Origin of the sequence: Pseudomonas bubulae, from assembly GCF_900618535.1 — a bacterium.
Classification (GTDB): domain Bacteria; phylum Pseudomonadota; class Gammaproteobacteria; order Pseudomonadales; family Pseudomonadaceae; genus Aquipseudomonas; species Aquipseudomonas bubulae.
This window is the reverse complement of the sequence record NZ_UYJA01000003.1, coordinates 250,361-276,360: the sequence shown is the minus strand read 5'-3', so window position 1 is coordinate 276,360 and position 26,000 is coordinate 250,361. Positions and strand designations below refer to the sequence as shown.

Sequence of the window (26,000 nt, the reverse complement as noted above, 5' to 3'; positions counted from 1 at the left end):
CCCCGCCCGCTCTGGCGCGACATTTGCCGCTGTTTTGCCTTAGCCGGTGTTGCGCAAGCCGGCCGCGATCCCGGCCACAGTCACCAGCAACGCTTGTTCCAGAGGGCTGTCCTGCGCCGCTTGCTGGCGACGCGAGCGTGCCAGCAGCTCGGCCTGCAATAGATGAAGAGGATCAAGGTAAGTGTTGCGCAAACGGATGAACTCGAGCGTCTCCGGGCTATGTGCCATCAACTGCGCCTGCCCGGTCAAGCCCAGCACCACTGCGCACGCCTGCGACAATAAGTCGCGTAAGTGCGCACCCAATGGCAGCAGTTCCGGGCTCACCAGGCGCTCGTCGTAAAGCCGGGCGATATCGGCATCGGCCTTGGCCAGGACCATTTCCAGCATGTCGATACGGGTGCGAAAGAAGGGCCACTGCTCACGCATTTGTGCCAGTTGATCACCTTCACCGCGCTCCAGTGCACGACGCAATGCAGTTTCCCAACCCAGCCAGGCGGGCAACATCAGGCGGGTCTGGGTCCAGCCAAAAATCCACGGGATGGCCCGCAGGCTTTCAATGCCCCCTGCCCGGCGCTTGGCCGGCCGACTGCCCAGAGGCAAGCGGCCCAGCTCCTGCTCCGGGGTGGACTGGCGAAAGTACTCGACGAACTGCGGATTATCCCGCACTACGCCACGGTAGGCAGCGACCCCGTCTGCCGCCAGCTCATCCATCAGTACCCGCCAGCCCGGCTCCGGCAGGGGCGGTGGCAGCAAAGTGGCCTCCAGCACGGCGGCCAGGTACAGGTTGAGATTTTGCTCGGCAATGTCCGGCAGGCCGAATTTGAAGCGAATCATTTCGCCCTGTTCAGTGGTGCGGAAACGCCCCGCCACCGAGCCCGGCGGCTGCGACAGGATGGCCGCGTGAGCCGGGCCACCGCCGCGCCCCACGGTACCGCCGCGACCATGAAACAACAGCAGCTCGACGCCTTGCTCACGGCAGATATTGACCAGGGCTTCCTGCGCCCGGTACTGCGCCCAGGCGGCCGCGGTGGTGCCCGCATCCTTGGCCGAATCGGAATAGCCGATCATCACTTCCTGCGGGCCCTGCAGGTGCGCGCGATAACCCGGCAACAGCAGCAGGCGCTCGATCACCGGCCCCGCATTGTCGAGGTCGGCGAGGGTTTCGAACAGCGGTACAACCCGCATCGGCCGCTCCAGCCCAGCCTCCTTGAGCAACAGTTGCACCGCCAGTACATCCGAGGCAGCACCGGCCATCGAGATCACGTAGGAGCCCAGCGAGGCGCCCGGTGCGGCAGCGACTTCGCGGCAGGTCGCCAGCACTTCGGCGGTGTCGGCCCCCGGCTTGAAATAACCGGGCAACAGCGGCCGACGGTTGTTCAATTCGCGCATCAGAAAGCTAAGACGCGCATCCTCGTCCCAGTCCTCATAGCGGCCCAGGCCCAGGTAATCGGTGATTTCAGTCATGGCCGAGGCATGGCGTGCAGCATCCTGGCGCACATCGAGGCGCACCAGGAACAGGCCGAAGGTTACAGCCCGACGCAGGAAATCGAGCAGCGGGCCATCGGCAATTACGCCCATGCCACAGGCATGCAGGGACTGATAACACAGCTGCAACGGCGCCAGCAGTTCGCGATTGTCCTGCAGCACTTCAGGCGGCGCGGCCTGGGTGCTGTGCAAGGCTGTATGCGCCCAATTGCGGGTGGCCCGCAGGCGTTCACGCAATTGTTTGAGTACGGCGCGATACGGCTCGGCGCTGTCGCCTGCGGCGGCCAGCAGTTGCGCCGAGGCCTGTTGCATCGACAGATCGGCCGCCAGTTTGTCGATATCGCGCAGGTACAGGTCCGCCGCCATCCAGCGCGCCAGCAGCAGTACTTCACGGGTAACGCTGGCCGTGACATTGGGATTGCCATCACGGTCGCCGCCCATCCAGGAAGCAAAGCGGACCGGTGCGGCCTCAAGCGGCAAATGCAGGCCGGTCGCGGCATGCAGGGCCTTGTCAGCCTTACGCAGCATATGCGGCACGGCGTGCCATAACGAATGCTCGATCACCGCAAAACCCCACTTGGCCTCATCCACAGGGGTAGGTCGGGTGCGACGGATTTCTTCGGTGTGCCAGGCCTCGGCGATCAACCGCTGCAAGCGCTGATGAATCTCGGATTTTTCCGCGAGGGTCAGGTCACGATGGTCCTGGGCCGCCAGTTGCTCGGCAATGGCATCGTACTTCTGGATCAGGGTGCGGCGAGTCACTTCAGTGGGGTGTGCGGTGAGTACCAGTTCAATTTCAAGACGGCTGACCTGGCGCGCCAGCGACTCGGGGTCATGGCCTTCGGCGAGCAGGCGCGCAAGCAGTTGCGGCAACACCAGCGCCTCAAACGGCTGGGGCTGGCCTTCTTCACGGCGGTGGATCAGTTCGTACTGCTCGGCAATATTGGCCAGGTTCAAAAACTGGTTGAAGGCTCGCGCAACGGGCAGCACTTCGTCATCGCCCAGGGCGTCCAGAATGGCGCTTAACTCCTCGCCGGTGGTGCCGCGCCGGTCGGCTTTGGCCCCCTGGCGAATGCGCTCGATCTTGGCGAGAAAAGCTTCGCCGTATTGGTCACGAATCGTATTACCCAACAGCTCACCCAGCAGGTGAACATCATCGCGCAAGCGTGCATCAATATCGGTCATCAGCAGTTTCTCCAGCAGGATCCGGGGACAGCTCGTGCCCCAAGAGTGCGTTGCAAAGGCAGTTGGAGGCAAGCCATGGGAAGCACAGATTTAAAAAAATGCGCTGACCAATCGGTCAGAAAATCTTTTAGGCCAAATGCCATCTTTTATTGAACTATTCAAAAAACGCTTCGGTCACAGCCATTAACCATCACCGCTGGAACTCGTGTTCCAACACTCCGGGTGACGTCGCCAGTCGTGATGGAATTTGCTTTTTTAAGGAGCTTCCCAATGGAGTTGAAGACCATGATGACCCGCACTGTCAAAACCACCTCACCTCGCCTGCGCGGGCTAAAACTGGCTGCGCTGGCAATCGGCACCAGCTTCGTTCTGGCCGGTTGTGCTGGCAATCCACCTTCAGAGCAGTACGCCGTGACGCAATCGGCGGTGAACAACGCCGTGAGCGCAGGTGCCACTGAATATGCACCGGTGGAAATGAAGTCAGCCCAGGACAAGCTCAAGCAGGCCGAGCTGGCCATGCATGACAAAAAATATGACGAGGCCCGCCGCCTGTCCGAACAGGCTGAGTGGGATGCTCGCGTAGCAGAGCGCAAGGCCCAGGCAGCTAAAGCAGAGAAGGCTGTTCAGGATGCTCAGAATGCCGTTCAGCAATTGCGTCAGGAAGGCATGCGCAGCGTTCAGTAAACGCTGCCCTTTTTTGACTGCATCTGACGACACAGCATTCCTAATCGATAGAAAGGACGACATATCATGCGCAATACAGTAATGATCCCTGCCCTGTTGGCCCTGAGCGTTGGCCTGGCGGCGTGCTCGCACCAGCCCAACGTCAACCTGGAAAACGCCAAGACCAACTTCTCGGCCCTGCAAACCAACCCTGAAGCGACCAAGGTTGCAGCGCTCGAAACCAAGGACGCCAGCGAATGGCTGGACAAGGCTGAAAAGGCTTACCTGAACAAGGAAGACGAGTCCAAGGTTGACCAGCTGGCTTACCTGACCAACCAGCGTGTGGAAGTGGCCAAGCAGACCATCGCGTTGCGAACCGCTGAAAACAATCTGAAAAACGCCGGTGCGGCGCGCAACCAGGCCTTGCTCGATGCCCGTGATGCGCAGATCCAGCAACTCAAAGGCATGAACGCCAAGCAAACCGAACGCGGCACACTGGTGACCTTTGGTGATGTGCTGTTCCAGTTCGGCAAATCCGAGCTGCAACCCAACGGCATGCGCAATATCAACACCCTGGCCGAATACCTGCTGCAGAACCCGGACCGCAAGGTGATTGTCGAGGGTTACACCGACAGTGTCGGTTCGGCGGCTTTCAACCAGACCCTGTCCGAGCGCCGTGCCGAGTCGGTGCGTAATGCACTGGTGCGCAAAGGCGTAGACCCTACCCGCATCGTGGCGCAGGGCTATGGCAAGGAATACCCGGTGGCCAGCAACAGCACCGATTCTGGCCGCGCCCAGAACCGCCGCGTTGAAGTGACCATCTCCAACGACAACCAGCCGGTTGCTCCGCGTTCAACCATGAAGTAAGACATGAAAAAGCCCCGCCTGAGTAATCAGGCGGGGCTTTTTTTTGCGCAAATATATTCACAACTGTGAGAGCGGGCTTGCTCGCGATGCAGACAGCGCGGTTCGTCAGGCATACCGAGGCGATTCAATCGCGAGCAAGCCCGCTCCCACAACAGAACGTTACTGCTCCAGCTTCGGCGTTTCCTGGCCCAGGCAACGTACGGCCTGTTTCTTGTTGTTGACCAGCACACCGGTCAGGCCTTTTTGCTCGGTATCGAACAAGACGATGATGCCGTCGATGCACTGCGCCACCTGGTTGGCCGGCGTGAGCGAGACCTTATAGTCCTCCCCCGGGATAGTCTTGAGCATGGTGAAGTCGCTGAGCAGCAAGGCGTCCTCGGGCTTGGCAAAATGCAGGTAACCGTAGTACCACAGGGCGCCCACGGTGCCGATAATGCTGCAGATACCGGTGATGATCAGGGGGATGGCGTTGCGTTCTTCACTCATTGTTGGCTCTCGGATTCAAGTTCGGTGTTCGGTGACGCGGGGTAATTGGCAATTTCGCCCAGGCGCCGCACGCCATTGAAATGTTGCGGGTCATCCAGGTAACGCAGCATTACCTGACGCCAGGTCGGGTCGGCAAACGTCTGTACATGGCCGCCACGGGTCAGTTGCAGCACCTTGGGCGGTGGCGCAGCCTGGTACAGGCGCAGGCCATTGGAAAGCGGCACGATGGGATCATCGAGGCTGTGGAAGATCAGCATCGGCGTGTCGCCCATGTTCGGTATCGCGTAAAGAGCACTGTCGGCATCCGGTACCAGCCAGGACAGCGGCACCTGCAGCGGCCAGGTCAGCCAGGACGTACTCAGGGCAAACTGCCCCACTTCGCGGTAACTGGCCGGCACGCCATCGAGCACCACCGCCTTGACTCGCGCGCGCTGCTGCGGGTGCTCGCTCAGGTAGTGGATGCCCATGGCGCCGCCCAGGCTTTGCCCCAGCACAATCAACGGCAGGCCGCGGGTTTGCGGCTCATGCTGCAACCAGTCAAAAGCGGCATCGATGTCCTGATACACCGCCGGCAGCCCGGGCTCTCCTTGGGACAGGCCGTAACCGCGATAGTCGAGCATCAGCACTTGATAACCCTGCTCCGGCAACCAGGCAGTGGCGCCGAGATGGTAAGCCAGGTTGCCGCCATTGCCGTGCAGATGCAGCACCGTGCCCTTGAGCGGCACGCCTTTCTTGGCCGGTAGCCACCAACCGTGCAGGCGCGTGCCATCGGCGGCAGTCAGGGTGACATCGCTATAATCCAGGCCAGCGGCCTTCGGGGTAACCGGCTGGCCGGGCTCAGGGTAGAACAACAGGGAACTGCATCCGCTGAGGGTCAACAGCAGGCAGAGTGCAGCCAGGATTTTCATCAGAACGATTCGCCTGAACGAGTGAGTGTGGGAGCGGGCTTGCTCGCGATGGCATCGACGCGGTTCAACTGAAACGCCGCAGCGCCTGTATCGCGAGCAAGCCCGCTCCCACAGGGTTCACAAAATGTTGGAGTAATCCGCTTCGATACGGTCAAGGCTCAAATGGTTGAGGAAGTTGCTGAAGCACATCCAGGCCGAGAGCGCGTTCATGTCGCGGAACTGGTCCGGCAGGTACTTGGGCGCTACCACCAGGCCTTCATCCACCAACTGACGCAGGGTTCGCATGTCCTCCAGGGTGGTCTTGCCACAGAACAGCAGCGGCACTTGTTCCAGCTTGCCTTTACGTACGGCCAGCTGAATGTAGTTGTAAACCATGATGAAGCCCTTGAGGTAGGACAAGTCTTTGGTGAATGGCAGTCCATTTGGCACCGACCCACGGAAAACCCGACTCGCGTTGCCATAACTTTCTGGCATCTCGAAGCCTTGCTCGCGGAAAAACTCGTACACCTGCATGAAATCTGCGCCCTCCTCCACCATATGGATGGCGCGGGTTCGGTTGGTCAGTTTGCGCAGGCGACTGGGGTAGGAGGCAAAGGTGATGATTTCCATCAGGATTGCCAGGCCTTCCTGGGTCACGGTGGAAGAAGGCGGCCCCTTGGACAGGAAGGTGCAGATCGGCTGGTTCAGGCCATTGAGCGTGGTGCCCACATGCACCAGCCCTTCGTGGACTTCGAGGGCGCGCACGTCGCGTTCGTTGAACATCGCATCGGTACGGATCTTGATGTAGTCGGCACCCGCCGCCGCATCTGCCACGATACCGTCGGACTCGAACACGCGGATGGTTTCTTCAGCCTCGCCAAACACCTTGTTCAGGCGGCTTTGCAGCAGATTCACGGCATCCTTGGCGGTCAGGATCTTGGCTTCGTCCTTGAGCGCCCCGCGCCCGTCGATGTTGTCCAGGTAATCGGACATCATCAGGCCCAGGTCAGCCAGGGTCGGATCGCCAGCATGAAACGCATCGGAAGCTGCGCCATACAGCTCCTGGGAAATAAGCCCGAAATCCTCGGTGCCACGGGCTTCGAGCATGCGCACCACCATGCGGTATTCCTTGCACATGCGCCGCATGATCTGCCCGACCGGGTTGAATTGCCCCAACTGGCGGGTGATATCCCGCTCGATGTTCTGGAACTCGGACTTCACCGCCGCTGAATCAAAAGCCAGTGGCCGGCCCAGGTAATAGTCGCGATCAACTGCAGGCATGGCCTTGCCTTTGGCCTTTAAAAAGCCCTGGCGGATGCTGTCATCCCACTTCACCGCATCCAGCACGCGGATCGGTGTCTGTGCCAGCACGATGCGGTCAGACAAGGTGCGTATCGTGCGCTGGTAGTCGTCCACCGGCAGCTTCCTTCAGTTAACAGCGTTATTTGGCCACACGTTTATAGCGGGCCGCTTCGACAAATACGTCGGAATTGGCCGGGTCATCCAGATAGGCAAAGACTTCAGCCGACGGGCTTTTGATCAGGGTACCCGTCCCTTCAGCGGTTTCCACCGGCTCACCGTTCAACGCGGACTGGCCAATGGCCTGCTTGATCTGATCCAGGTCAAGATCGTAGATCACCAGTTCGCCGTTATCGGTCAGCTCAAATCCGCTGAGGGTATGGTTGCCGCCCAGTTTGGCCGGTATCGCGGCCGAGGCATACCAGCGGCTGCCGTGGCGGGCGACGATAAAGACATAGCGCTCACGGGCCTTGGGTTCGCCCTTGGGGTAAACGACGGCCTGGTAGCGTGTTTTGTCGATGGCACTGATATCGAGATTGCGTGCCTGGCCCCAGGCATCCTTGCTGATCCATTTGCCCAGCAGCTGTTTGGGTGCCGGCTGCGCCTCGATCGGGGCCCGGCTGAAGGTCACCAGACAGCCGTTCAACATCAAAAACGACAATGCCATAAGCATCACGCGCCAAACTTTCATGCCTGCATCCTTCTATAGAGCGGCCAACACCAAGTGCATGTAACGCGTAAGAATAGCCAGACGGTCGTCATCCGCCTCGGGCTGCGCGCCATCAAGTAGGGCCTGATATTCCATCCGACCGATAATCGCCGTCAAGACTTTGGCATCCTGCTGAGGTTGTGTGGAGCCTAGCACTTCGAAGATCTGCCCGGCACCCTGCAGGAAAATCTGCTGATGGGCACGTACCAGCACCGCCAGCCGCGGGTTGATCAATGCGGCCTGATGAAAAGCTTGCTCGGCCATCAACTGGTCGCGGCGGGTGAGCAGTTGGCGCTGAAGGTAATCGGCGGTCATCTGTGCAATATCATCGGCCAGCAGCCCCCGCGCCCGGTGGCTGCCATCGCCCTGGGCCATCATTTCCCGCAACTTGCCTTCGGTGCCCTGCCACAGCTTGGCCATAAAGGCCGCACTGCGCTCCACATACTGGGCGAAGGTGTCGTTGATCAGGTCATCGATATCCTTGAAGTAATACGTGGTTGCCGACAACGGCACCCCCGCTTCGGCGGCCACCGCCCGATGGCGCACGCCCCGCACGCCGTCGCGTATGACGATGCGCATGGCAGCATCGAGAATCAACTGGCGGCGCTGCTCGCTGCCATGCCGGCTGGCCTTGCGACCCTGGTATTCGACACTTTGGGCAAGCGCCACCGCAACATTTGCTGCGCCTTGAGGAGGCATCACAGATTCCTTCTGAATTGAGCGGCGTTACCGAAACTGTGGGAGCGAGCCTGCTCGCGAAAGCCACCTTAGCGAGCAGGCTCGCTCCCACAAACTCTCCTGATTATTCTGCTGGCTGCATGCCAGGCAATAAAAAGCCGCCTTTAACGGCGGCTTCTTATTCTGCATCGTTACGCTTGCGGGCGCATATGCGGGAACAGGATCACGTCGCGAATCGACGGTGAGTTGGTCAACAACATCACCAGACGGTCGATACCGATACCTTCACCGGCAGTCGGCGGCATGCCGTATTCCAGGGCGCGGACGAAGTCGGCATCGTAGTGCATGGCTTCGTCGTCACCGGCGTCCTTGTCGGCTACCTGTGCCATGAAGCGCTCTGCCTGGTCTTCTGCGTCGTTGAGCTCGGAGTAGGCGTTGGCGATTTCACGGCCACCGATGAACAGCTCAAAACGGTCAGTAACGTTCGGGTTTTCGTCGTTGCGACGGGCCAGCGGCGACACTTCGAACGGGTACTGGGTAATGAAGTGCGGTTGCTCCAGCTTGTGCTCGACCAACTCTTCGAAAATCATCACTTGCAGCTTGCCCAGACCTTCGAAGCCCAGCACCTTGGCGCCGGCTTTCTTGGCGATGGCGCGAGCCTTGTCGAGGTCGTTGAGGTCGTCAGCGGTCAGCTCGGGGTTGTACTTGAGGATCGAGTCGAATACCGACAGACGCACAAACGGTTCGCCAAAGTGGAACACCTTGTCGCCGTACGGTACGTCTGTAGTGCCCAGAACCAGCTGCGCCAGTTCACGGAACAGCTCTTCGGTCAGGTCCATGTTGTCTTCGTAGTCGGCGTAAGCCTGGTAGAACTCCAACATGGTGAATTCAGGGTTGTGACGGGTCGACACGCCTTCGTTACGGAAGTTGCGGTTGATCTCGAACACTTTCTCGAAACCACCCACCACCAGACGCTTGAGGAACAGTTCCGGCGCGATGCGCAGGTACATGTCCATGTCCAGGGCATTGTGGTGGGTTTCAAACGGCTTGGCCGCAGCGCCACCCGGGATGGTTTGCAGCATCGGCGTTTCGACTTCCAGGAAGTCGCGTGCCATCAGGAAGCTGCGAATGTGGGCAATCACTTGCGAACGTACACGGAAGGTGTGACGCACGTCTTCGTTAACGATCAAGTCAACGTAACGCTGGCGATAGCGCTGCTCGGTGTCGGTCAGGCCGTGGTGCTTGTCCGGCAGCGGACGCAGGGATTTGGTCAGCAGGCGCACGCTGGTCATTTCAACGTACAGGTCACCTTTGCCGGAGCGGGCCAGGGTGCCTTCAGCGGCAATGATGTCGCCCAGGTCCCAGGTTTTTACTTCGGCCAGGGTTTCTTCCGGCAGGGTCTTGCGGTTGACGTAGACCTGGATGCGACCGGTCATGTCCTGGATCACCATGAACGAGCCACGGTTAAGCATGATGCGACCGGCAACCTTCACCGGAATGGCGGCTTCGGCCAGCTCTTCCTTGGACGCTTGCGCATACTTCTTCTGCAGGTCAGCGCAGAGGCTGTCACGGCGGAAGTCATTCGGGAAGGCATTGCCCTTGGCACGCACGGCAGCAAGCTTTTCCTTGCGCAGGGCGATCAGGGCATTTTCTTCCTGTTGCAGGTCTTGCGGGTCGAGTTGTTGGTCGCTCATGTCTTTAAAAATTCCATCACAGTTCTGTTGCCCCCGCCTTGCGGCAGGGGGAAGCGGGCTTTGGCGCGCCCTCTGGGCATCGCACTGGCTTCGCACACGTTTTGTTGCCGACTTACAGCCCTTGTTTCAGGCTGGCTATCAGGTATTCGTCGATATCGCCGTCGAGCACCTTGTCGCAGTCGCTGCGCTCGATATTGGTACGCAAATCCTTGATCCGCGAGGCGTCGAGAACGTACGAGCGGATCTGATGACCCCAGCCGATGTCCGACTTGGTGTCTTCCAGGGCCTGGGAAGCGGCATTGCGCTTCTGGATTTCCTGCTCGTAAAGACGCGCCCGCAGCATTTTCATCGCGGTGTCTTTGTTCGCATGCTGGGAACGTTCGTTCTGGCAGCTCACCACGGTATTGGTCGGCACGTGAGTGATACGTACGGCCGAGTCAGTGGTGTTTACGTGCTGACCACCCGCTCCGGAGGAGCGATAGGTATCGATCCGCAGGTCAGAGGGGTTGATGTCGATTTCGATGTTGTCATCGATTTCCGGCGAAACGAATACAGCCGAAAACGAGGTATGACGACGGTTGCCCGAATCGTACGGGCTTTTGCGTACCAGACGATGGACGCCAATCTCGGTGCGCAACCAACCAAATGCGTATTCGCCTTTGATATGAACGGTTGCACCCTTGATACCGGCAACTTCACCGGCGGACAGTTCCATGATGGTGGCATCGAAGCCGCGCTTGTCGGCCCAACGCAAATACATCCGCAGCAGGATATTGGCCCAGTCTTGCGCTTCGGTGCCACCGGAGCCAGCCTGGATGTCCAGGTACGCGTTGTTGGCATCCATCTCACCACTGAACATGCGGCGGAATTCGAGTTTTTCAAGGGCTTCGCGCAGGCGTTCAACTTCAGCGGCCACGTCATCGACGGCGCCCTGGTCTTCTTCCTCGGCGGCCATCAACAGCAGGTCTTTGGCATCGGCCAGGCCTGTGTGCATCTCATCGAGGGTTTCAACGATCTGCGCCAGCAGGGAGCGCTCGCGCCCCAGTTCCTGGGCGTATGCAGGGTTGTTCCAGACACTCGGATCTTCAAGCTCGCGATTGACTTCGGTCAGACGCTCATGCTTTTGATCGTAGTCAAAGATACCCCCGAATGGTTTCGGAGCGCTCTGACAGGTCCTTGATGCTGTTAAGGATCGGGTTGATTTCCATGGCTGGCGGCACTCTCAGGCGATTTTTACAAAGCCGGGGAGTATACCGTAAACCGAGCGTATCAGCAGCCCGCCTGGCGGGGTTATGTGGCCAGTGACAACAGGTCGCAAGCCTTCTTCGATGAGCGATACGTCGCACATAATTCTGGGCACAGAATTACATCTGAAAGACGAGGCCATCTCAGCCGTACGACAAGTTTGAATACTACATAGGAATAGTTACCCAATTTGAGAGAAAAGTACTACGCGCCAAATAATTGCACTTAAAAACCTGCACCGCTATACCTACAACACACTTACAACACCTGATTACCTGATACCCACACGCCATATCCGAACAACCAATAATTAAATGGCAGCCCCATGTCGAACTTAGCGAACGGTCACTCATTCGGTATAGCGACCCCCCACTTCAAGTCCTCGATGATGGCCATGCAGGCCTATCTAACATCAGGGGCTACCCCGCATGCCGTATTAAGTGCAGCCGTGTCACTGACGTATAACCTCCCGCACTTATGCGGCCTGGGAGGCGACGCAATTATCATGCAATCAACCCCCCATAATCTGGCCATCTTCAACGGAACGGGCAGAACAGGTTTTCACCAGCATCACGACAACTACTTGCATAAAGGCCTTGTATCAATTCCTCGCAGAGGGATTTACAGCACCATGATCTATGGCTGTCCTTCAGCTTATGATCGTTATACACGCCTACATGACATCGACTTGAACGGCGTATTTAAACACCTGCACAACAATGACTTGAAACATGGCGTGGTGGCGTCCAGCAGTTTGATTCAGGCGTTTGATAACAGCACTAAAGACTCACTCAGACAGACACGATTTTCACAATGGAACAAATACTTTATTCAACAGCAAGATCCAGCGCCCTTCTACCGTCAAACCCTGGCCACTTTGGCGCGTGAAGGTTTTGCATCCATGTACAGGGGGCAGTTGGCGGCGCAGGTATTTGACGCGCTGTCGACCTGCGACCCGCATTTGTATACACCTGAAGATTTTTCCGACTTTACCCCTAACCCCTCTGAAGTAAAAAAAACCACCTTCATGCACGCCAATGTCACGGCGCATGGCAGTAACAGTCCATGGAAAGAGCTGTTCCTGCTCTTGAAAGTCTACCAGTGGAGTGCCGAAGACACGGCCTTGCTCACACCGGCACAGCTCTGTACGGCAGCCGGGCTGATCGACAGCTGGGTGGCATCGCCGCTTTCTTCAGAGACGCACAGCGATGACAGCCTGAGCCAACAGGCCGCCCTGATCTATCAACAGCTCAAATTCGACAACCCCGAACCTGTGCCTCAATTGTCCAAACCCTCCCACACCATCTTTATGGCATGTGCCGAGGCCGACGGGACCCTGACCGGCATAACCAACTCCATCTTTACCCCCCTGGGGTCACTGTTCGAGATCGATGACACAGGCATTATCCTGAGCAACCGGGCATTCTCATTCAATGGCCCCCATCTGGGTTCGACCTTCAAAGGCAACACAGCCGCCAAACACACCACCAACTGCGTGCGCGTCACCACCGATCACCTGGAATTTATCATTGGTACATCCGGGGGGCCTGTGCAGTCCCAGACACTGGCGTACGTCATCTACAAAATTATCGCTGAGCAATGCCCGGTTCAAACCGCCCTGTCGAGCCCGCGCTTTGCCAATCTGGGCCGGCACCCGAAGACAAACGGCATTACCTATTTAAGCGAATCCGCACAAACGAACCCGATATTTACCTGTACTCACGGGCTATCCGATAAATTCGGGGTGGTACAGCTGGCTGGCATCAACACCCTGACCGGTCAGGTGTTCGCCGCTGCAGACCCTCGTGGCAGCGGTGTGGCGCTGGCGGTATGAAGGCTCACAGTTGCGGTTCAGGCCATGCAGCCATACTGACTGTCGCCAGTGCTTTCTTTCTGGAAGTACTGGATGCAACCATCATGCTGATGGCCATCATCCCCATGGCCAACGACCTGGGCGCCAGCATCAGCGGCGTGACACTGTCACTGGCCACCTATCTACTGGCCCTGGTCTTGTTCCTGCCCCTGAGCGGGCATTTGTTCAACCGTTTCGCGCTTGCCCAACAATTCCTGTGCGGCCTGGCGATTTTTTGCCTCGCCTCCCTGGCCTGCGCCATCAGCCAGAATATTTACCTGCTGTGCATCGCCCGCCTTGTCCAGGGCTTTGGCAGTGCGTTGGTGGTACCTGCCGGACGAGCCTTGATCCTGGCCAACACCCCGAAGATTGCCATTCCCAAAACCATGGCCTGGCTGATTGCGCCTGCGCTCGTCGCCCCGATGGTTGCCCCCTATATGGCCAACCTGCTGTTAAACATCGGCAACTGGCGACTGATTTTTGCCTCTATCGGACTCTTTGCCGCAGGATTGATTATTGCCTGCCGCATCACCCTGTACTCACTGCCTGCCCCTGAAACCCCGCGTTTACAGCTTGATAAACATGCCTACGCACTATGGGCACTGTCCTCATCGGCCTTGTTCATGATGTTTATGGCGGCTTCGAATAACTGGCTCTTCTGCAGCGTTCTGGCCGCAGGTGCAATGCTCTATGGCAGCAAACGACTGTGCACAAGGCTGCACCAGCACGCGAAGGCGCAATTGTTTGATTTGTCCTTGCTCAATGATCCGGCGTTCAAGTTCAACATTTTCTCCGGCAGTTTGTTCCGTATCAGCATTTATGCATTTCCAACGCTGCTGATTATTCACCTCATGAAAAACTCGAATTATTCGCCCGTTTCGATTGGCCACTGCCTGTTGTTTATTTTCGCCGGCAACCTTGTTTCAAAACCACTGGCAGTCCGGCTATTAACGGGCTGCCGCTGCCTGAAACGCTATTTCATCTATTCGGCACTGACGACATCCGTCACGTTGGGCCTGTTTCTTTTCCCGCCACTGCTCAGCCAACTACCGGCACTGTGGTTGATGTGTTTTCTACACGGTTGCGCACGCTCATTTCAATTTCTCGGCTACTCATCCACCGCACTGCGCAATGTGCAACAGCACCGCATGCATCACGCCAATATCCTGATCAGTTCGGTGATGCAACACAACGCCCTGATCGGCCAGGCAGTACCTGCCCTTCTGAGTGCCTTCTTTATTCCCGAACACCTGCCGTTCTTCACGATCGGCATGTCCACCGTGACGCTTGCGTCACTTCTTACCGTGCTGGGCGCACTGCGCCTGCCCAACTCAAACAGGAGCCATATCGACCCCATGCACTTCAAGTCCGATTAACGGAAAACCTGGGTATGTCCCGTACTCATGTGGTGTTACGCAAGGAGCTGAAGATGAAAGCATTGACGTTGAAAACCACCGTTGAAATTCCGATAGAGGGCGTTCCTCAACTCACCCGATTTGTGTCCTTTGAAGGTGTCGATAAAGAACACTTCGCGCTATTGATTGGTGACTGTCAAACCACTCCCGTACTCACCCGGGTTCATTCCGAGTGCCTGACAGGCGATGTATTCGGCTCAAAGCGTTGCGATTGCGGCGCCCAGCTCAAAGAAGCCCTGTCGCAAATAGCCGCGCGAGGGGGTGGCGTATTGATCTATCTGCGTCAGGAAGGGCGCGGTATTGGCCTGTACTCCAAGTTCGATGCCTACCTGCTGCAAAACCAGGGCATTGATACCTTCACTGCCAACGAGATGCTCGGGTACGCCGATGACTTGAGAGAGTTTGAAAGTGCGGGGGCCATGCTCAAGGCCCTGCATATTCATCACATCGACCTGATTACCAACAACCCGGCAAAAATCCTGGCCCTGGAAAATTGCGATATCACCATCAATACCACCCTGCCCTCCGGGGTTTTCCTGACCGTCGAAAACGAGGACTACCTGCGCAGCAAAATCAATAAAAAACACCATACGATCAACTTGAAAAACAAAAAATGGTGATCGCAATGAGCACTTACATTCTGAATTTTTCACCTACAGGCATGCTACCGACAAAGCAGATGAACCCCCACACACCCATCAGCACCTCAGAAATTATCGACGATGTATTGATGGCCGCCGAACTGGGTGCGTCCATTGCGCACCTGCACGCCAGGGATCAAAAAACCGGCGAACCGACCTGCGACCTCAACACATTTGCCACTCTCTTCGAAGGCATCAGAAAATATAATAAACAACTGATTTTATGCGCCTCACTCAGTGGTCGAAACATTTCCGATCCAACTCTCAGAGCGCTGCCCCTGTCATTGGACGGTGACGCAAAACCCGATATGGGTTCATTGACCTTGTCGTCCATGAACTTTTCCACGCAGCCCAGCATTAATGCCCCGGCGACAATCAACTACCTCGCCGAACAAATGGCGCTAAAAGGCATCTCGCCCGAGGTTGAGATATTTGATAGCGGCATGTCGAACTACCTGCATTGCCTGATCAAAAAATCGTTAATGCCGCCCACTGTCTACGCCAATATTTTGCTGGGCAATATTTTTGGCGCACAGCCCAGTTTTGCGCATATGGCAGCCATTACCAGCTCACTGCCGGGCAATGTCGTCAGTTCTTTCGCCGGGCTGGGCAGCTATCAACTGCGCAGCAATACCCTGGCTCTCGCCTCTGGTCACGGCATCCGCATCGGCCTTGAAGACAATATCTGGCTCGACCATAAACGCACCACCCTGGCGAGTAATCGCAGCCTGCTCGAGCGCATCACCGCCATTGCCAACCTGCAGGAGTTGACACCCGCCACCCCCAGGCAGGTCAGGGAACAACTAGGACTGCAACCTGGACAAGGTCGCTATGGCTTGCCCCCTATCGTTGACTGATACGAGGAAACAGAAAATGGAGAATGTCTGGTTTACTCCCGAAAATTATCAACGCACCTCCAAAAACCTGCAGAGACGCTGTTTGAAACTATTGCTGTCGTTCGCGCCCCCCCAAGGCACATTGCTGGATGTCGGGTGCGGAACCGGTAATACCCTGCTCTTCACGGACAAAGAAAAGATTGAGCAGTACGTGGGCATTGATATTTCCGCTGACATGATTGCGTACGCCAACCGCGCTCATGCAGCACCCAATATCAGATTTATGGTCAGCGACTTCCTGGACTGTTCCCTCGAACACTGGCCAGCGTTTGACGCAGCCGTCTGTGCCGCCTGCCTGCATTGGTTTATTCCCAACGAACAAACCGTTATCGATAAATTATTCAGGGCTTTGAAACCGGGCGGTTACTTATATTTATCCTGTGCGTTCGACTTCGATTATGTACAAGGTGAGCGATCAATCCAGGAGCGGGTGCTGACCGCTATCCGCCAGCAATACCCCTGTATTGCCGAGCCCGTGGTATTCGATGATTTCAGGTTCAACAGGCACTCCCTTGTCACGGCACTTCACGGTTTCGAGATCATTCGCTCGCACCGTATCGAGGAACCCGTGCACTTCAAGACGTTTGAAGATTTCAGGGATTGGCACCTGGGTAGCGGCTCCGTGGTCTATGGCCAGTTCGAAGAAAGCGTCCGCGACCTGGCAATCGCCGCTTACTATCAAAAACTCTATGAGCACTATTGCGCCGCAGAATACAAAACCGCGTATTCCACTGGCTTGATGCTGCTTAAAAGGAGGGCTGCCTGATGTATACCGGAATTGTTCAAGGCACTGCCCGGGTGCTGTCGGTGCACACGCAGGCTGGGCACAAACGTATCGTCCTGGCCCAGAAAGCCTCTCTATTCGAAAACGTTGATATCGGTGCCAGCGTGTCGGTCAACGGCACCTGCCTGACCGTCGTTGCCTACTCTGCAGGCACCGCGACGTTTGATATTTCTCACCGAACGGCCGAAATCACGACACTCAAACACTTGAGTATCGATGAGCAGGTCAATATTGAACGCTCACATCGAACTGGCGATGAGAATGGCGGGCACGCACTGTACGGCCATGTTGAAAGTACCGCGCAGGTCGTGTCGTGGCAGCCACTGGGCGAAACGGTGACTGCGCAACTCCAGCTGGATGCGTCGACCTTTGCCTACCTGTTCAAAAAGGGTTTTGTCGGTATGCATGGCTGCAGCCTCACCATCGATAGCCTGGATGAAGAGCGGCACTGGGTGACGGTCAACCTGATTGCGCAAACACTCGCCCTGACCAATTTGAGCAGCTTGCGGGTGGGCGACCGGGTCAATATCGAAATCGACCAGACCACCCGCACCCTGGTGGATACCCTTAGGACTACCCTGGCCCGCCTGCTCCCGGGAAACCTGTAGCGTGCGGCAAAGCAGTCACCGTTGATGCCATCGCGCGCAGGCTCGCTCCCACGACAGTGCTGTAAGCACTCCGGCTGTGTGAACGACACAAAACCTGTGGAAGCTGGCTTGCCTGCGATGCAAGCGACAAGGTCTTGAGAGCAATCACTCAATACCCACCTGATTACGCCCATTCTTCTTGGCCAGGTAAAGCCCCTTGTCCGCCGCCGAAATCAGCTCACGGCAGTTGCTACCCTGCTGCGGGGTCATGGTCGACAGGCCAATACTGATGGTCAGGCTGGAGCCTGCTGTCGGCGAAATATGCGGGATTTTCATCGCTTCAACCGCCATGCGCAGTTTTTCTGCCACCAGCCGCGCGCCGCCCTGGGAAGTGTTGGGCAGTACAATGGCAAATTCCTCACCGCCATAACGGGCCGGCAAGTCAGATGGCCGGCTGCTGGCATCACGGATGCCCGCCGCCACCTTGCGCAACGCTTCATCGCCGTCCAGATGGCCAAATGAGTCGTTGTATGATTTGAAGTAATCAACATCGATCATCAACAACGACAATTGGTTCTGCTCACGCATGGCGCGACGCCATTCCAGCTCAAGGTATTCATCAAAGTGGCGGCGGTTGGACAGCCCGGTCAGGCCATCGGAGTTCATCAGCCGTTGCAGCACCAGATTGGTGTCCAGCAATTGCTGTTGGCTGACCCGTAGCGCACGGTAGGCAGCATCACGCTGCAACAGCGTCATGTAGGAGCGCGAGTGATAGCGGATACGCGCCACCAGTTCGATGTTGTCCGGCAGCTTCACCAGGTAATCATTGGCCCCGGCCGAGAACGCCGCGCTTTTGATCAACGGGTCCTCTTTGGTGGACAACACGATAATCGGGATATTTTGCGTCGCCGGGTGGTTGCGGTATTCGCGCACCAGGCTCAAGCCGTCCAGGCCCGGCATCACCAGATCCTGCAAAATCACCGTCGGCTTGATGCGGATAGCCTGGGCAATGGCCTGGTGCGGGTCGGCACAGAAGTGAAAATCAATGTTCTGTTCAAGGGCCAACCCTCGGCGCACGGCTTCGCCGATCATTGCCTGATCGTCTACCAGCAACACCATGGCCGCGTTTTCATCAGTTTTAACGTCGTCCAACTGCAAGTCGCTCATGCGCGTTCACCTGAATTACTGCCTTCAAGCCACTCTTGCCGGGTTCTACCAGTCATTTGGCAAATTTCTCCAGCAAGCGTGGCGCAATCTTGTCCAATGGGCGAATCTCGACTGCGGCATCGATGGCCGCTGCCGCTTTGGGCATTCCGTACACCGAGCTGCTCTGCTGATCCTGGGCAATGGTGAGAAACCCCTGCTGGCGCATGAGTTTAAGACCTTGAGCCCCGTCACGCCCCATGCCGGTCAACAGCACTCCCACCGCTTCACCATTCCAGTAGCGGGCAACACTTTCAAAAAAAACATCGATCGATGGCCGATAAATCTCATTGACCGGCTCGGCGGTGTAAGCCAGCGTGCCATTTTTCAATAGCCTGATATGGTGATTGGTGCCCGCCAGCAGCACGGTGCCCACCTGCGGCGTCTCCCCGTCGCGGGCCAGGCGCACATCAAGTCCGCACGAAGTGCTCAGCCACTCGGCCATACCTGCAGCAAACACCTGATCAACGTGCTGAACCAGTACGATAGCTGCCTCAAAGTTTCTCGGCAGACCTTTAAGCAGGGTTTCAAGTGCAGCCGGACCACCTGCCGACGAACCGATGGCCACCAGCCCTGCCCGCACACCCGGTACACGAGCATGGGTCACTACCGGCTTGACCCGTTTCTCACTCTGCCCCATCAACCAGCCAACATTGAGTATCTTGCGCAGCAAAGGCGCCGCCGCCTCTCTGGGGTTGCTGCCGCCCAGCACGGGGGTATCCACCACATCCAGCGCACCAAAGCCCATGGCCTCAAAAACACGGTGCACATTCTGCTCGCGGTCGATGGTGACAATCACAATCGCACAAGGGCTTTCAGCCATGATCCGGCGCGTGGCCTCGACGCCGTCCATGACCGGCATGATCAAGTCCATCAGAATCAGGTCCGGGGTGTTCTCGGCGCACAGGCGCACCGCCTCCTGACCATCACCGGCAACCCAGATCACATGGTGCGCGGGTTCGAACGCCAGCGCCCGGCGCAAGGCCTCAACCGCCAGGGGCATATCGTTGACGATGGCGATTCTCATGTCTGGGCTCCACCAATGAGTTCAACCACTGCGTCGAGCAGGGCATCGTCATGGAAACTCGCTTTGGCTAGATAATAGTCGGCGCCTGCATCCAGGCCGCGCCGACGGTCTTCTTCACGATCTTTGTACGACACCACCATCACCGGCATTGATTGCAATCGGTTATCGCGACGCAACAGGGTAACCAGTTCGATGCCATCCATGCGCGGCATATCGATGTCGGTAATCAACAAATCGAAATGTTCGGCACGCAGCGCGTTCCAGCCGTCCATGCCGTCAACCGCCACAGCCACTTCATAACCACGGTTAATCAGCAACTTGCGTTGCAGTTCGCGCACCGTCAATGAGTCATCCACCACCAGAATACGTTTGCGGGTCAATTCGGCGGTGTGCCGGTTACGCCGGTCGATACGCTCAAGACGCCCGGTATTAAGCAGTTTGTCTACCGAACGCAGCATGTCTTCGACATCTACGATCAGCACCGGTGAACCATCATCCAGCAAGGCCCCGGCGGAAATGTCCTGGACCTTGCCCAGACGCGGATCAAGGGGCAGGACCACCAGGGTGCGCTCGCCGATAAAGCGCTCAACGGCCACGCCATAGACCGCGTCGCGTTCGCGAATCACCACCACCTTGAGGGTTTCGTCATCGCTCTGGCTGGCAGGGCGCTGCAACAATTGGCTGGCGGCAACCAGCCCCACATGGCGGCCTTCATGCCAGAAGTGCTGACGGCCTTCGAGCTGCACGATGTCGTCGGGCTCCAGGTCGCGCATGCGCTCGATATGGGCCAGCGGGAAGGCATAGGCTTCGTCGGCCACTTCAACCACCAGGCTGCGCACCACCGACAGAGTCAACGGCACTTCAAGATGGAAGCGGCTGCCATGCTGGGGGGTGTGCTCCAGCACAATGGCACCGCGCAACAGGCGCACCATATGCTGTACGGCATCCAGCCCCACACCGCGCCCCGATACTTCGGTGACGGTGTCGCGCAGACTGAAACCGGGTAAAAACAGAAAGGTCAGCAGCTCTTCTTCGCTCAGTTGCGCCACCGTCTCCTCGGTGGACAACTGACGCTCGACGATGGTGCGACGCAAACGGTCCAGATCGACACCGGCACCGTCATCGCTCAACTCCAGCACCAGCAGACCGGCCTGATGGGAGATGCGCAGGCGGATCAGGCCTTCGGCCGGTTTACCCGCCAGCAAGCGCTGTTCCGGGGTTTCAATACCGTGGTCGACGGCATTGCGCAATAAATGGATCAAGGGTGCTTCGAGCTTTTCCAGCACGTCGCGGTCAACCTGGGTTTTCTCGCCTTCGATTTCCAGGCGGATCTGCTTGCCCAGGGCGCGACCCAAATCACGCACCATGCGCTCCTGCCCGACCAGCACATCGGCGAAGGGCCGCATGCGACACGCCAGTGCAGTGTCGTAGAGCAATTGCGCACGCTGGCCAGCCTGCCAGCAAAATTCGTCAAGTTCGGCGGTCTGCTCGCTGAGCAGGTGCTGGGACTCGGCCAGCATCTGCCGGGCATCGACCAGTGCCTGCTCGGCTTCATGGCTGATGCCCGAGACCTTGAGGTGTTCATTGAGCGTGTCCATGGCCCGCAAGTTGGTGCTTTGCATGCGTTTAAGCCGTTGCAATGTCACCAGAAAGGGCTTGAGGCGCTGGGTTTCCACCAGGGATTTGCTCGACAGATCGAGCAGGCTGTTAAGGCGCTGGGCCGTGACCCGCAGTACCCGCTCGCCGCTTTCGGTCAGACGCTGGGGGCGACGTGCTGGCTCCGCTGCCGGCTCGGCTGGCACCTCGACCTGACGCTCAACCACAGGTTCTGGCGCAAATTCGGGTACTGCTGGCGAGGGCATCAACAACAGCTGCGACACGTCAAATTCGGGCGGCGCCACCCGCGCACCGGGGGCAGACGGATCCAGCAGCTCATTCATGTGCGCCACATAGGCGTCGATGTCGTGAGGCGTGACAGTGTTGCCGGGGGTGGCAATGCGCATCAGCAGGTCGGTACCTTGCAACAAGGCATCAATGTGTTCGCGTTGCAGGTACAAACGGCCTTCCTGGGCACTGACCAGGCAGTCTTCCATGACATGGGACACGCTGACCCCGGCATCCACCCCGACAATCCGGGCTGCGCCCTTGAGCGAGTGGGCCGCGCGCATGCAGGCTTCCAGCTGGTCAGCCTGGGTCGGGTTGCGTTCCAGCGCCAGCAGGCCTTCGTTGAGCACCTGGGTTTGCGCCTCGGCCTCCAGGCTGAACAGCTCAAGCAGCGAGGCGTCGCGCATTTGCTCGGGGGTCATGTCAGGCTCCGGGTGATTGCGCTCAACAGTTGCTCTTCATCCAGTAAACGCAGGCTGCGGGTTTTCCACTGCAGCACACCCCGGGTGTATTTGGCGCTGACATGCTCGCCGGAGAGCGATGCAGCATTGATGTCGCCCTCGGCAATATTATGAATGCCATCCACCTCATCCACCGGCAGCACCACGGCTCCACCGTGGGCGGCCACAATCAGCATGCGCGGCATCACCCGCTGCGATGAGGCTCCCGGCGTGGCTGGGTCAAGCCCCAGCAGTTCAACCAGCGACAGGCACGGCACCAGAGTACCGCGCACATTGGCCACACCGCGCAAGGCCCGGGAACGCTGGTGCGGCAGGGAGTGAATGGTTTGCATCGGTGCCACTTCATCCAGGCAACGCGTGGGCAGCCCCAGCCACTCCTCACTCAGGCGGAAAATCACCAGTGAGCAGGTTGCAACCTTTTGCTCATGGGCCTGCGGGGCATAAAGCTCCTGGCTTTGCTGCTCAAATGAATAGCGGTCGAGCAAACGGGTCGCGGCAGCAGCATACGTGTCGCAGTTGCGGCAATGGATATGCTGGGGCAGCAACGGGCAGCTTTTGTCACCGTAGATGCCAATGCGGTTCCAGCAGTCATCAATGGCCTGCGCTTCGGAGTGAATCAAGCTCTGTGCTGCTAAAGCGCTCATTGTTTACGCTCACTTTGAGTGGAACGCCCGTTACGGGCTGCGCGCTCGTGCAAGCGCCGGGCGCCTGCTTCATCGCCTTGTGAAGCCAACAGCGCTGCCAGATGGGCCAGCGCTTCCGAATGCTGGGGTTCCAGGTACAGCGCCTTGCGATAGAAGCCCTGGGCCTCTGAGGTCTGGCCCTGCACATCGCTGAGCAGGCCCAACCAGTAAAACACCTCGGCCTGCGGGTCATGCCGCTGCAAGAACTGTTCGCAGACCGCACGCGCCTCAAGGCTTTTGCCTTCATTGGCCAGGCTGGCAATCTGTTCAAGCAACAGACCCGGCCCATCCACTGGCGAAGCCGATTTTTGCCCGACCGGGGCTTGCACGCGCGGGGCAAAAGGCCGGCTGACCGGTGTCGGCACAGGCGCTGGCGCTTTTGGTCGCGTCAGTGGCTTGAGTTCGGCAAGCACAGGGCGAGCTGCCGGCAATGGCTCATGATTGTGGCAAAAGGCAAATGACTGCGGAGCACCGATCGAACGCATGCCCAGCCGGTTGAGCAAGCTGCCTTCGGCCGGACCTATAAATAAAACACCATCATCACGGGTCAGGCGCTTGAGCACATCCAGGGCCTGCTGCTGGGTTTTAAGATCAAAGTAGATCAACAGGTTGCGGCAGAACACAAAGTCATAAGGCTCGTGGCTGGCGAGCAGTATCGGATCCAGCAGATTGCCTGCGGTGAAGCTGACCTGCCCGCAGACCCGCTCCGACAACTGATAACCATCGCTCTCGACACAGAAGTAGCGCTCACGAAAATCTGTTGGCTGGCCTCGAAAGGAGTTTTTGCCATACAGCGCGTTTTGCGCACGCTGCACCGAAAGCGGACTGACATCCAGGGCGTCGACCTTGAATTGGTGTGCAGCAAAGCCGGCATCGAACAGTGCCATGGCAATCGAATACGGCTCTTCGCCGGTCGAACACGGCAGACTCAGGATACGCAACGGGCGTCGGCTGCCGATTTCCGCCAGGCGCTGCCTGGCCAGGCGGCCCAGGGTGGCAAAGGATTCGGGGTAACGGAAGAACCAGGTCTCGGGCACGATCACCGATTCGATCAGGGCTTGCTGTTCATCCTGGGAACTGAGCAGGCGCTGCCAGTAGCGATCGTTATCAGCCATGCCCAATGCAATGCAGCGCTGGCGTACGGCACGTTCGATAATCGCCGGGCCGACCGATGCCACATCCAGGCCGATGCGCTGCTTCAAATAGTCAAAAAAACGCTGATCAAGACTCATGGCGCCACCTGGACGCAGGTGTCATCTTCGCCCTGGGCAAAAAGCAGAGCAGACACCGCAGGGCTGAGCAGATCGTCGACACTTAACCACTGCAACAGCCCGGCCTCATCTTTACGCACCGGTCCCAGGTAAGGCGCATCGCGGTTATCGACACCGTAGGGCTGAAACTCCGCCGGATCGCAGCGCAAGGTGTCACTGGCCTGTTCAAGCAGCAGGCCGAGCAATTGCCCGCGATAATTGACCAGCACCAGCCGGGTGCTGGTGCGGGCTACGGCGGCGGTGCCAAAGGTCATGGCACTGATATCGATCACCGGAACCATTCGATCACGATGAGCAAAAACCCCCGCTACCCACTCGGGGGCATGGGCTATGGGCTTGAGTGGCAAGCGCGGCAACACTTCGACCACATCGCCAGCGGCCAGTGCATAGCGCTCGTTACCAATATAAAACACCAGAAACAGGCGTTTTTGCGACACCTTGGCGCCCGGTTTTTTGGCTGAAAGCTCGCTCATCAGACTTTGAAACGCGAAACGCCGCTGCGCAACCCAACGGCAACCTGACTCAATTCGTCGATCGCGAAGCTGGCCTGACGCAGGGACTCAACGGTCTGGCTGCTGGCATCACCCAATTGCACCAGCGCAAGGTTGATCTGCTCGGCGCCCGTAGCTTGAGCCTGCATGCCTTCATTGACCATCAGTACACGCGGCGCCAGGGCCTGAACCTGATGGATGATCTGCGACAGCTGCTCGCCCACTTGCTGCACTTCGGACATGCCGCGGCGTACTTCTTCAGAGAACTTGTCCATGCCCATCACGCCCGCCGACACTGCCGACTGAATCTCGCGCACCATCTGCTCGATATCGTAGGTAGCCACGGCAGTCTGGTCGGCCAAACGGCGCACTTCGGTAGCAACCACAGCAAAACCGCGGCCGTATTCACCGGCTTTTTCAGCTTCAATGGCCGCGTTAAGCGACAGCAAATTGGTCTGGTCGGCGACCTTGACGATGGTCACCACCACCTGGTTGATGTTACCGGCCTTCTCGTTGAGGATCGCCAGCTTGGCGTTGACCAGATCGGCAGCCCCCATCACCGAGTGCATGGTTTCTTCCATGCGGGCCAGGCCCTGCTGCCCGGAACCGGCCAGGATCGAGGCCTGGTCGGCTGCCGAGGTCACTTCGGTCATGGTGCGCACCAGATCACGGGACGTGGCGGCAATTTCCCGGGAAGTTGCACCTATTTCCGTAGTGGTGGCTGCGGTTTCAGTGGCTGTGGCCTGTTGTTGCTTGGAGGTAGCGGCAATTTCCGTAACCGACGTAGTGACCTGCACCGAAGAGCGCTGGGCCTGGGACACCAACGTAGTCAGCTCGGCCATCATGTCGTTGAAGCCGGTTTCCACCGCGCCAAACTCGTCCTTGCGCTCCAGATTCAAGCGCGAGCTCAGGTCACCGGAACGCATCACTTCCAGAATCGTGACGATACGCTGCATCGGCGACATGATTGCGCGCAGCAACAGGAAGCCACACAGCGCTGCTGCAAGTACGGCAATAACCAGGGAAATGATCATGCTGATCTTGGCAGTCAATACGGCGTGACCAATATTGTCAGTGGCGAGCTTGGCCGACTCGCTGTTGCCTTCAATGATGCTGTTGAGCAACTTGCGGCCTTCCATCCAGGCTGGAGCCAGTTGCTCACTAAGCACCTTGTGGGCCTGGGCGTAATCCTTGTTCTGATAGAGATCAAGAATTTTCGCCAACACCACGCCGTACTCTCCATGCAGACGCTCGAAGTCGTCGAAGTGGGCCCTGTCTTCACCTTCAAAAATAGTGCCGCGATAGTTATCCAGTTCTTTGTTCAAGCGGTCTTCGTAGCTGGCGTACAACTTGCGGTCTTCGTTGGTCAGGTCACGCTGATTAAGCGAGCCCACCAGCTCCAGGGTCAGGACATAGCTGTCGACCCAGGCGCTACGAATCATCGAACTGTAATAGACCCCGGGAATCGAGTCGGTTTGCACCTTTTCTTCACTGGTTTCGATCGACAGCAGGCGCGAGTAAGACGCAACAACCATCAGCAGCATAATGGCGATGATTACAGCAAAGCTCGCCAAGATGCGTTGGCGTAACGTCCAGTTCTTCACAGT

Annotated in this window: 23 protein-coding genes; 8 read left to right on the top strand and 15 right to left on the bottom strand. The window is 58.0% G+C overall.

Features of this window, described 5'->3' with window-relative positions; genetic code table 11:
- Positions 1-39: 39 nt before the first annotated feature.
- The gene (ppc, locus tag PPTH39_RS12270) at positions 40-2,670 is read right to left on the bottom strand and encodes a phosphoenolpyruvate carboxylase (protein ID WP_095001283.1); all 2,631 of its coding nucleotides are present in this window, start codon (positions 2,668-2,670) and stop codon (positions 40-42) included.
- A gap of 270 nt (positions 2,671-2,940) precedes the next feature.
- On the opposite strand from ppc, the gene PPTH39_RS12265 reads away from it, so the two are divergent.
- Positions 2,941-3,354 (top strand): DUF4398 domain-containing protein, encoded by a 414-nt coding sequence (locus tag PPTH39_RS12265; protein WP_019822131.1) that lies wholly within the window; start codon positions 2,941-2,943, stop codon positions 3,352-3,354.
- A 66-nt stretch (positions 3,355-3,420) separates the two neighbouring features.
- Entirely contained in the window at positions 3,421-4,200 is a 780-nt protein-coding gene (locus PPTH39_RS12260) for a lipotoxin F family OmpA-related protein LptF (RefSeq protein ID WP_095001282.1), read from the top strand.
- A gap of 159 nt (positions 4,201-4,359) precedes the next feature.
- Here PPTH39_RS12260 and PPTH39_RS12255 read toward each other — a convergent pair whose 3' ends face one another.
- From PPTH39_RS12255 to prfB, 7 genes are all read right to left on the bottom strand, one after another.
- Positions 4,360-4,686, bottom strand: coding sequence for a hypothetical protein (locus PPTH39_RS12255; RefSeq protein WP_029611547.1), 327 nt, complete (start codon positions 4,684-4,686; stop codon positions 4,360-4,362).
- Entirely contained in the window at positions 4,683-5,594 is a 912-nt protein-coding gene (locus PPTH39_RS12250) for an alpha/beta hydrolase (RefSeq protein ID WP_095018184.1), read from the bottom strand. Before PPTH39_RS12250 ends, PPTH39_RS12255 begins: the two co-directional genes overlap by 4 nt.
- A gap of 117 nt (positions 5,595-5,711) precedes the next feature.
- Positions 5,712-6,989 (bottom strand): flavohemoglobin expression-modulating QEGLA motif protein, encoded by a 1,278-nt coding sequence (locus PPTH39_RS12245; RefSeq protein WP_095001280.1) that lies wholly within the window; start codon positions 6,987-6,989, stop codon positions 5,712-5,714.
- A 25-nt stretch (positions 6,990-7,014) separates the two neighbouring features.
- Entirely contained in the window at positions 7,015-7,563 is a 549-nt protein-coding gene (locus tag PPTH39_RS12240; RefSeq protein ID WP_130872014.1) for a hypothetical protein, read from the bottom strand.
- A 12-nt stretch (positions 7,564-7,575) separates the two neighbouring features.
- On the bottom strand, positions 7,576-8,280 hold the full coding sequence (locus tag PPTH39_RS12235) for a TetR/AcrR family transcriptional regulator (protein ID WP_130872013.1): 705 nt from the start codon (positions 8,278-8,280) through the stop codon (positions 7,576-7,578).
- Positions 8,281-8,450: 170 nt separating this feature from the next.
- The gene (gene lysS, locus PPTH39_RS12230; protein ID WP_130872012.1) at positions 8,451-9,953 is read right to left on the bottom strand and encodes a lysine--tRNA ligase; all 1,503 of its coding nucleotides are present in this window, start codon (positions 9,951-9,953) and stop codon (positions 8,451-8,453) included.
- 112 nt (positions 9,954-10,065) lie between these two features.
- Positions 10,066-11,161, bottom strand: a protein-coding gene (gene prfB / locus PPTH39_RS12225; protein ID WP_130872011.1) for a peptide chain release factor 2 whose coding sequence is annotated in 2 segments (ribosomal slippage) — positions 10,066-11,088 and positions 11,090-11,161 — 1,095 coding nt in all. Because the reading frame shifts where the segments join, the coding sequence is not laid out codon by codon here.
- Between the two features lie 422 nt (positions 11,162-11,583).
- On the opposite strand from prfB, the gene PPTH39_RS12220 reads away from it, so the two are divergent.
- Genes PPTH39_RS12220 through PPTH39_RS12195 form a run of 6 tightly spaced genes read left to right on the top strand, consistent with a single transcriptional unit; the run spans position 11,584 to position 17,394 of the window.
- Positions 11,584-13,032: a gamma-glutamyltransferase gene (locus PPTH39_RS12220; protein ID WP_165446517.1), complete on the top strand. Its 1,449-nt coding sequence runs from the start codon at positions 11,584-11,586 to the stop codon at positions 13,030-13,032.
- Positions 13,029-14,426: an MFS transporter gene (locus tag PPTH39_RS12215; protein WP_130872009.1), complete on the top strand. Its 1,398-nt coding sequence runs from the start codon at positions 13,029-13,031 to the stop codon at positions 14,424-14,426. Before PPTH39_RS12220 ends, PPTH39_RS12215 begins: the two co-directional genes overlap by 4 nt.
- Positions 14,427-14,440: 14 nt before the next feature.
- Positions 14,441-15,085, top strand: coding sequence for a GTP cyclohydrolase II RibA (ribA, locus tag PPTH39_RS12210; protein ID WP_232527636.1), 645 nt, complete (start codon positions 14,441-14,443; stop codon positions 15,083-15,085).
- A gap of 5 nt (positions 15,086-15,090) precedes the next feature.
- Entirely contained in the window at positions 15,091-15,963 is an 873-nt protein-coding gene (locus tag PPTH39_RS12205) for a beta-keto acid cleavage family enzyme (RefSeq protein WP_095001395.1), read from the top strand.
- A gap of 16 nt (positions 15,964-15,979) precedes the next feature.
- Positions 15,980-16,768 carry a class I SAM-dependent methyltransferase gene (locus PPTH39_RS12200; RefSeq protein ID WP_165446516.1) on the top strand — a complete coding sequence of 263 codons (789 nt, stop codon included), beginning with the start codon at positions 15,980-15,982 and terminating at the stop codon, positions 16,766-16,768.
- Positions 16,768-17,394: a riboflavin synthase subunit alpha gene (locus PPTH39_RS12195; protein ID WP_095018188.1), complete on the top strand. Its 627-nt coding sequence runs from the start codon at positions 16,768-16,770 to the stop codon at positions 17,392-17,394. The genes PPTH39_RS12200 and PPTH39_RS12195 overlap by 1 nt, the downstream gene beginning before the upstream one ends.
- A gap of 144 nt (positions 17,395-17,538) precedes the next feature.
- Here PPTH39_RS12195 and PPTH39_RS12190 read toward each other — a convergent pair whose 3' ends face one another.
- Genes PPTH39_RS12190 through PPTH39_RS12160 form a run of 7 tightly spaced genes read right to left on the bottom strand, consistent with a single transcriptional unit; the run spans position 17,539 to position 25,997 of the window.
- Positions 17,539-18,540, bottom strand: a complete 1,002-nt coding sequence (locus tag PPTH39_RS12190; RefSeq protein WP_095001271.1) for a diguanylate cyclase — start codon at positions 18,538-18,540, stop codon at positions 17,539-17,541.
- Positions 18,541-18,592: 52 nt separating this feature from the next.
- The gene (cheB, locus tag PPTH39_RS12185) at positions 18,593-19,603 is read right to left on the bottom strand and encodes a chemotaxis response regulator protein-glutamate methylesterase (protein ID WP_095001270.1); all 1,011 of its coding nucleotides are present in this window, start codon (positions 19,601-19,603) and stop codon (positions 18,593-18,595) included.
- The gene (locus PPTH39_RS12180; protein WP_095018190.1) at positions 19,600-21,909 is read right to left on the bottom strand and encodes a hybrid sensor histidine kinase/response regulator; all 2,310 of its coding nucleotides are present in this window, start codon (positions 21,907-21,909) and stop codon (positions 19,600-19,602) included. The genes cheB and PPTH39_RS12180 overlap by 4 nt, the downstream gene beginning before the upstream one ends.
- Positions 21,906-22,592, bottom strand: coding sequence for a chemotaxis protein CheW (locus PPTH39_RS12175; RefSeq protein ID WP_095001268.1), 687 nt, complete (start codon positions 22,590-22,592; stop codon positions 21,906-21,908). The genes PPTH39_RS12180 and PPTH39_RS12175 overlap by 4 nt, the downstream gene beginning before the upstream one ends.
- Entirely contained in the window at positions 22,589-23,863 is a 1,275-nt protein-coding gene (locus PPTH39_RS12170; protein WP_130872008.1) for a CheR family methyltransferase, read from the bottom strand. Before PPTH39_RS12170 ends, PPTH39_RS12175 begins: the two co-directional genes overlap by 4 nt.
- On the bottom strand, positions 23,860-24,375 hold the full coding sequence (locus PPTH39_RS12165; protein WP_095020557.1) for a chemotaxis protein CheW: 516 nt from the start codon (positions 24,373-24,375) through the stop codon (positions 23,860-23,862). Before PPTH39_RS12165 ends, PPTH39_RS12170 begins: the two co-directional genes overlap by 4 nt.
- Positions 24,375-25,997, bottom strand: coding sequence for a methyl-accepting chemotaxis protein (locus PPTH39_RS12160; RefSeq protein ID WP_095001265.1), 1,623 nt, complete (start codon positions 25,995-25,997; stop codon positions 24,375-24,377). The genes PPTH39_RS12165 and PPTH39_RS12160 overlap by 1 nt, the downstream gene beginning before the upstream one ends.
- Positions 25,998-26,000 lie beyond the last annotated feature (3 nt).

What these genes read in the sequence shown, in the direction of transcription:
- ppc (WP_095001283.1), bottom strand. Translation starts at nt 2,670, where the DNA reads ATGACCGATATTGATGCACGCTTGCGCGATGATGTTCACCTGCTGGGT.
- PPTH39_RS12265 (WP_019822131.1), top strand. Translation starts at nt 2,941, where the DNA reads ATGGAGTTGAAGACCATGATGACCCGCACTGTCAAAACCACCTCACCT.
- PPTH39_RS12260 (WP_095001282.1), top strand. Translation starts at nt 3,421, where the DNA reads ATGCGCAATACAGTAATGATCCCTGCCCTGTTGGCCCTGAGCGTTGGC.
- PPTH39_RS12255 (WP_029611547.1), bottom strand. Translation starts at nt 4,686, where the DNA reads ATGAGTGAAGAACGCAACGCCATCCCCCTGATCATCACCGGTATCTGC.
- PPTH39_RS12250 (WP_095018184.1), bottom strand. Translation starts at nt 5,594, where the DNA reads ATGAAAATCCTGGCTGCACTCTGCCTGCTGTTGACCCTCAGCGGATGC.
- PPTH39_RS12240 (WP_130872014.1), bottom strand. Translation starts at nt 7,563, where the DNA reads ATGAAAGTTTGGCGCGTGATGCTTATGGCATTGTCGTTTTTGATGTTG.
- PPTH39_RS12235 (WP_130872013.1), bottom strand. Translation starts at nt 8,280, where the DNA reads ATGCCTCCTCAAGGCGCAGCAAATGTTGCGGTGGCGCTTGCCCAAAGT.
- lysS (WP_130872012.1), bottom strand. Translation starts at nt 9,953, where the DNA reads ATGAGCGACCAACAACTCGACCCGCAAGACCTGCAACAGGAAGAAAAT.
- PPTH39_RS12220 (WP_165446517.1), top strand. Translation starts at nt 11,584, where the DNA reads ATGATGGCCATGCAGGCCTATCTAACATCAGGGGCTACCCCGCATGCC.
- PPTH39_RS12215 (WP_130872009.1), top strand. Translation starts at nt 13,029, where the DNA reads ATGAAGGCTCACAGTTGCGGTTCAGGCCATGCAGCCATACTGACTGTC.
- ribA (WP_232527636.1), top strand. Translation starts at nt 14,441, where the DNA reads ATGTCCCGTACTCATGTGGTGTTACGCAAGGAGCTGAAGATGAAAGCA.
- PPTH39_RS12205 (WP_095001395.1), top strand. Translation starts at nt 15,091, where the DNA reads ATGAGCACTTACATTCTGAATTTTTCACCTACAGGCATGCTACCGACA.
- PPTH39_RS12200 (WP_165446516.1), top strand. Translation starts at nt 15,980, where the DNA reads ATGGAGAATGTCTGGTTTACTCCCGAAAATTATCAACGCACCTCCAAA.
- PPTH39_RS12195 (WP_095018188.1), top strand. Translation starts at nt 16,768, where the DNA reads ATGTATACCGGAATTGTTCAAGGCACTGCCCGGGTGCTGTCGGTGCAC.
- PPTH39_RS12190 (WP_095001271.1), bottom strand. Translation starts at nt 18,540, where the DNA reads ATGAGCGACTTGCAGTTGGACGACGTTAAAACTGATGAAAACGCGGCC.
- cheB (WP_095001270.1), bottom strand. Translation starts at nt 19,603, where the DNA reads ATGAGAATCGCCATCGTCAACGATATGCCCCTGGCGGTTGAGGCCTTG.
- PPTH39_RS12180 (WP_095018190.1), bottom strand. Translation starts at nt 21,909, where the DNA reads ATGACCCCCGAGCAAATGCGCGACGCCTCGCTGCTTGAGCTGTTCAGC.
- PPTH39_RS12175 (WP_095001268.1), bottom strand. Translation starts at nt 22,592, where the DNA reads ATGAGCGCTTTAGCAGCACAGAGCTTGATTCACTCCGAAGCGCAGGCC.
- PPTH39_RS12170 (WP_130872008.1), bottom strand. Translation starts at nt 23,863, where the DNA reads ATGAGTCTTGATCAGCGTTTTTTTGACTATTTGAAGCAGCGCATCGGC.
- PPTH39_RS12165 (WP_095020557.1), bottom strand. Translation starts at nt 24,375, where the DNA reads ATGAGCGAGCTTTCAGCCAAAAAACCGGGCGCCAAGGTGTCGCAAAAA.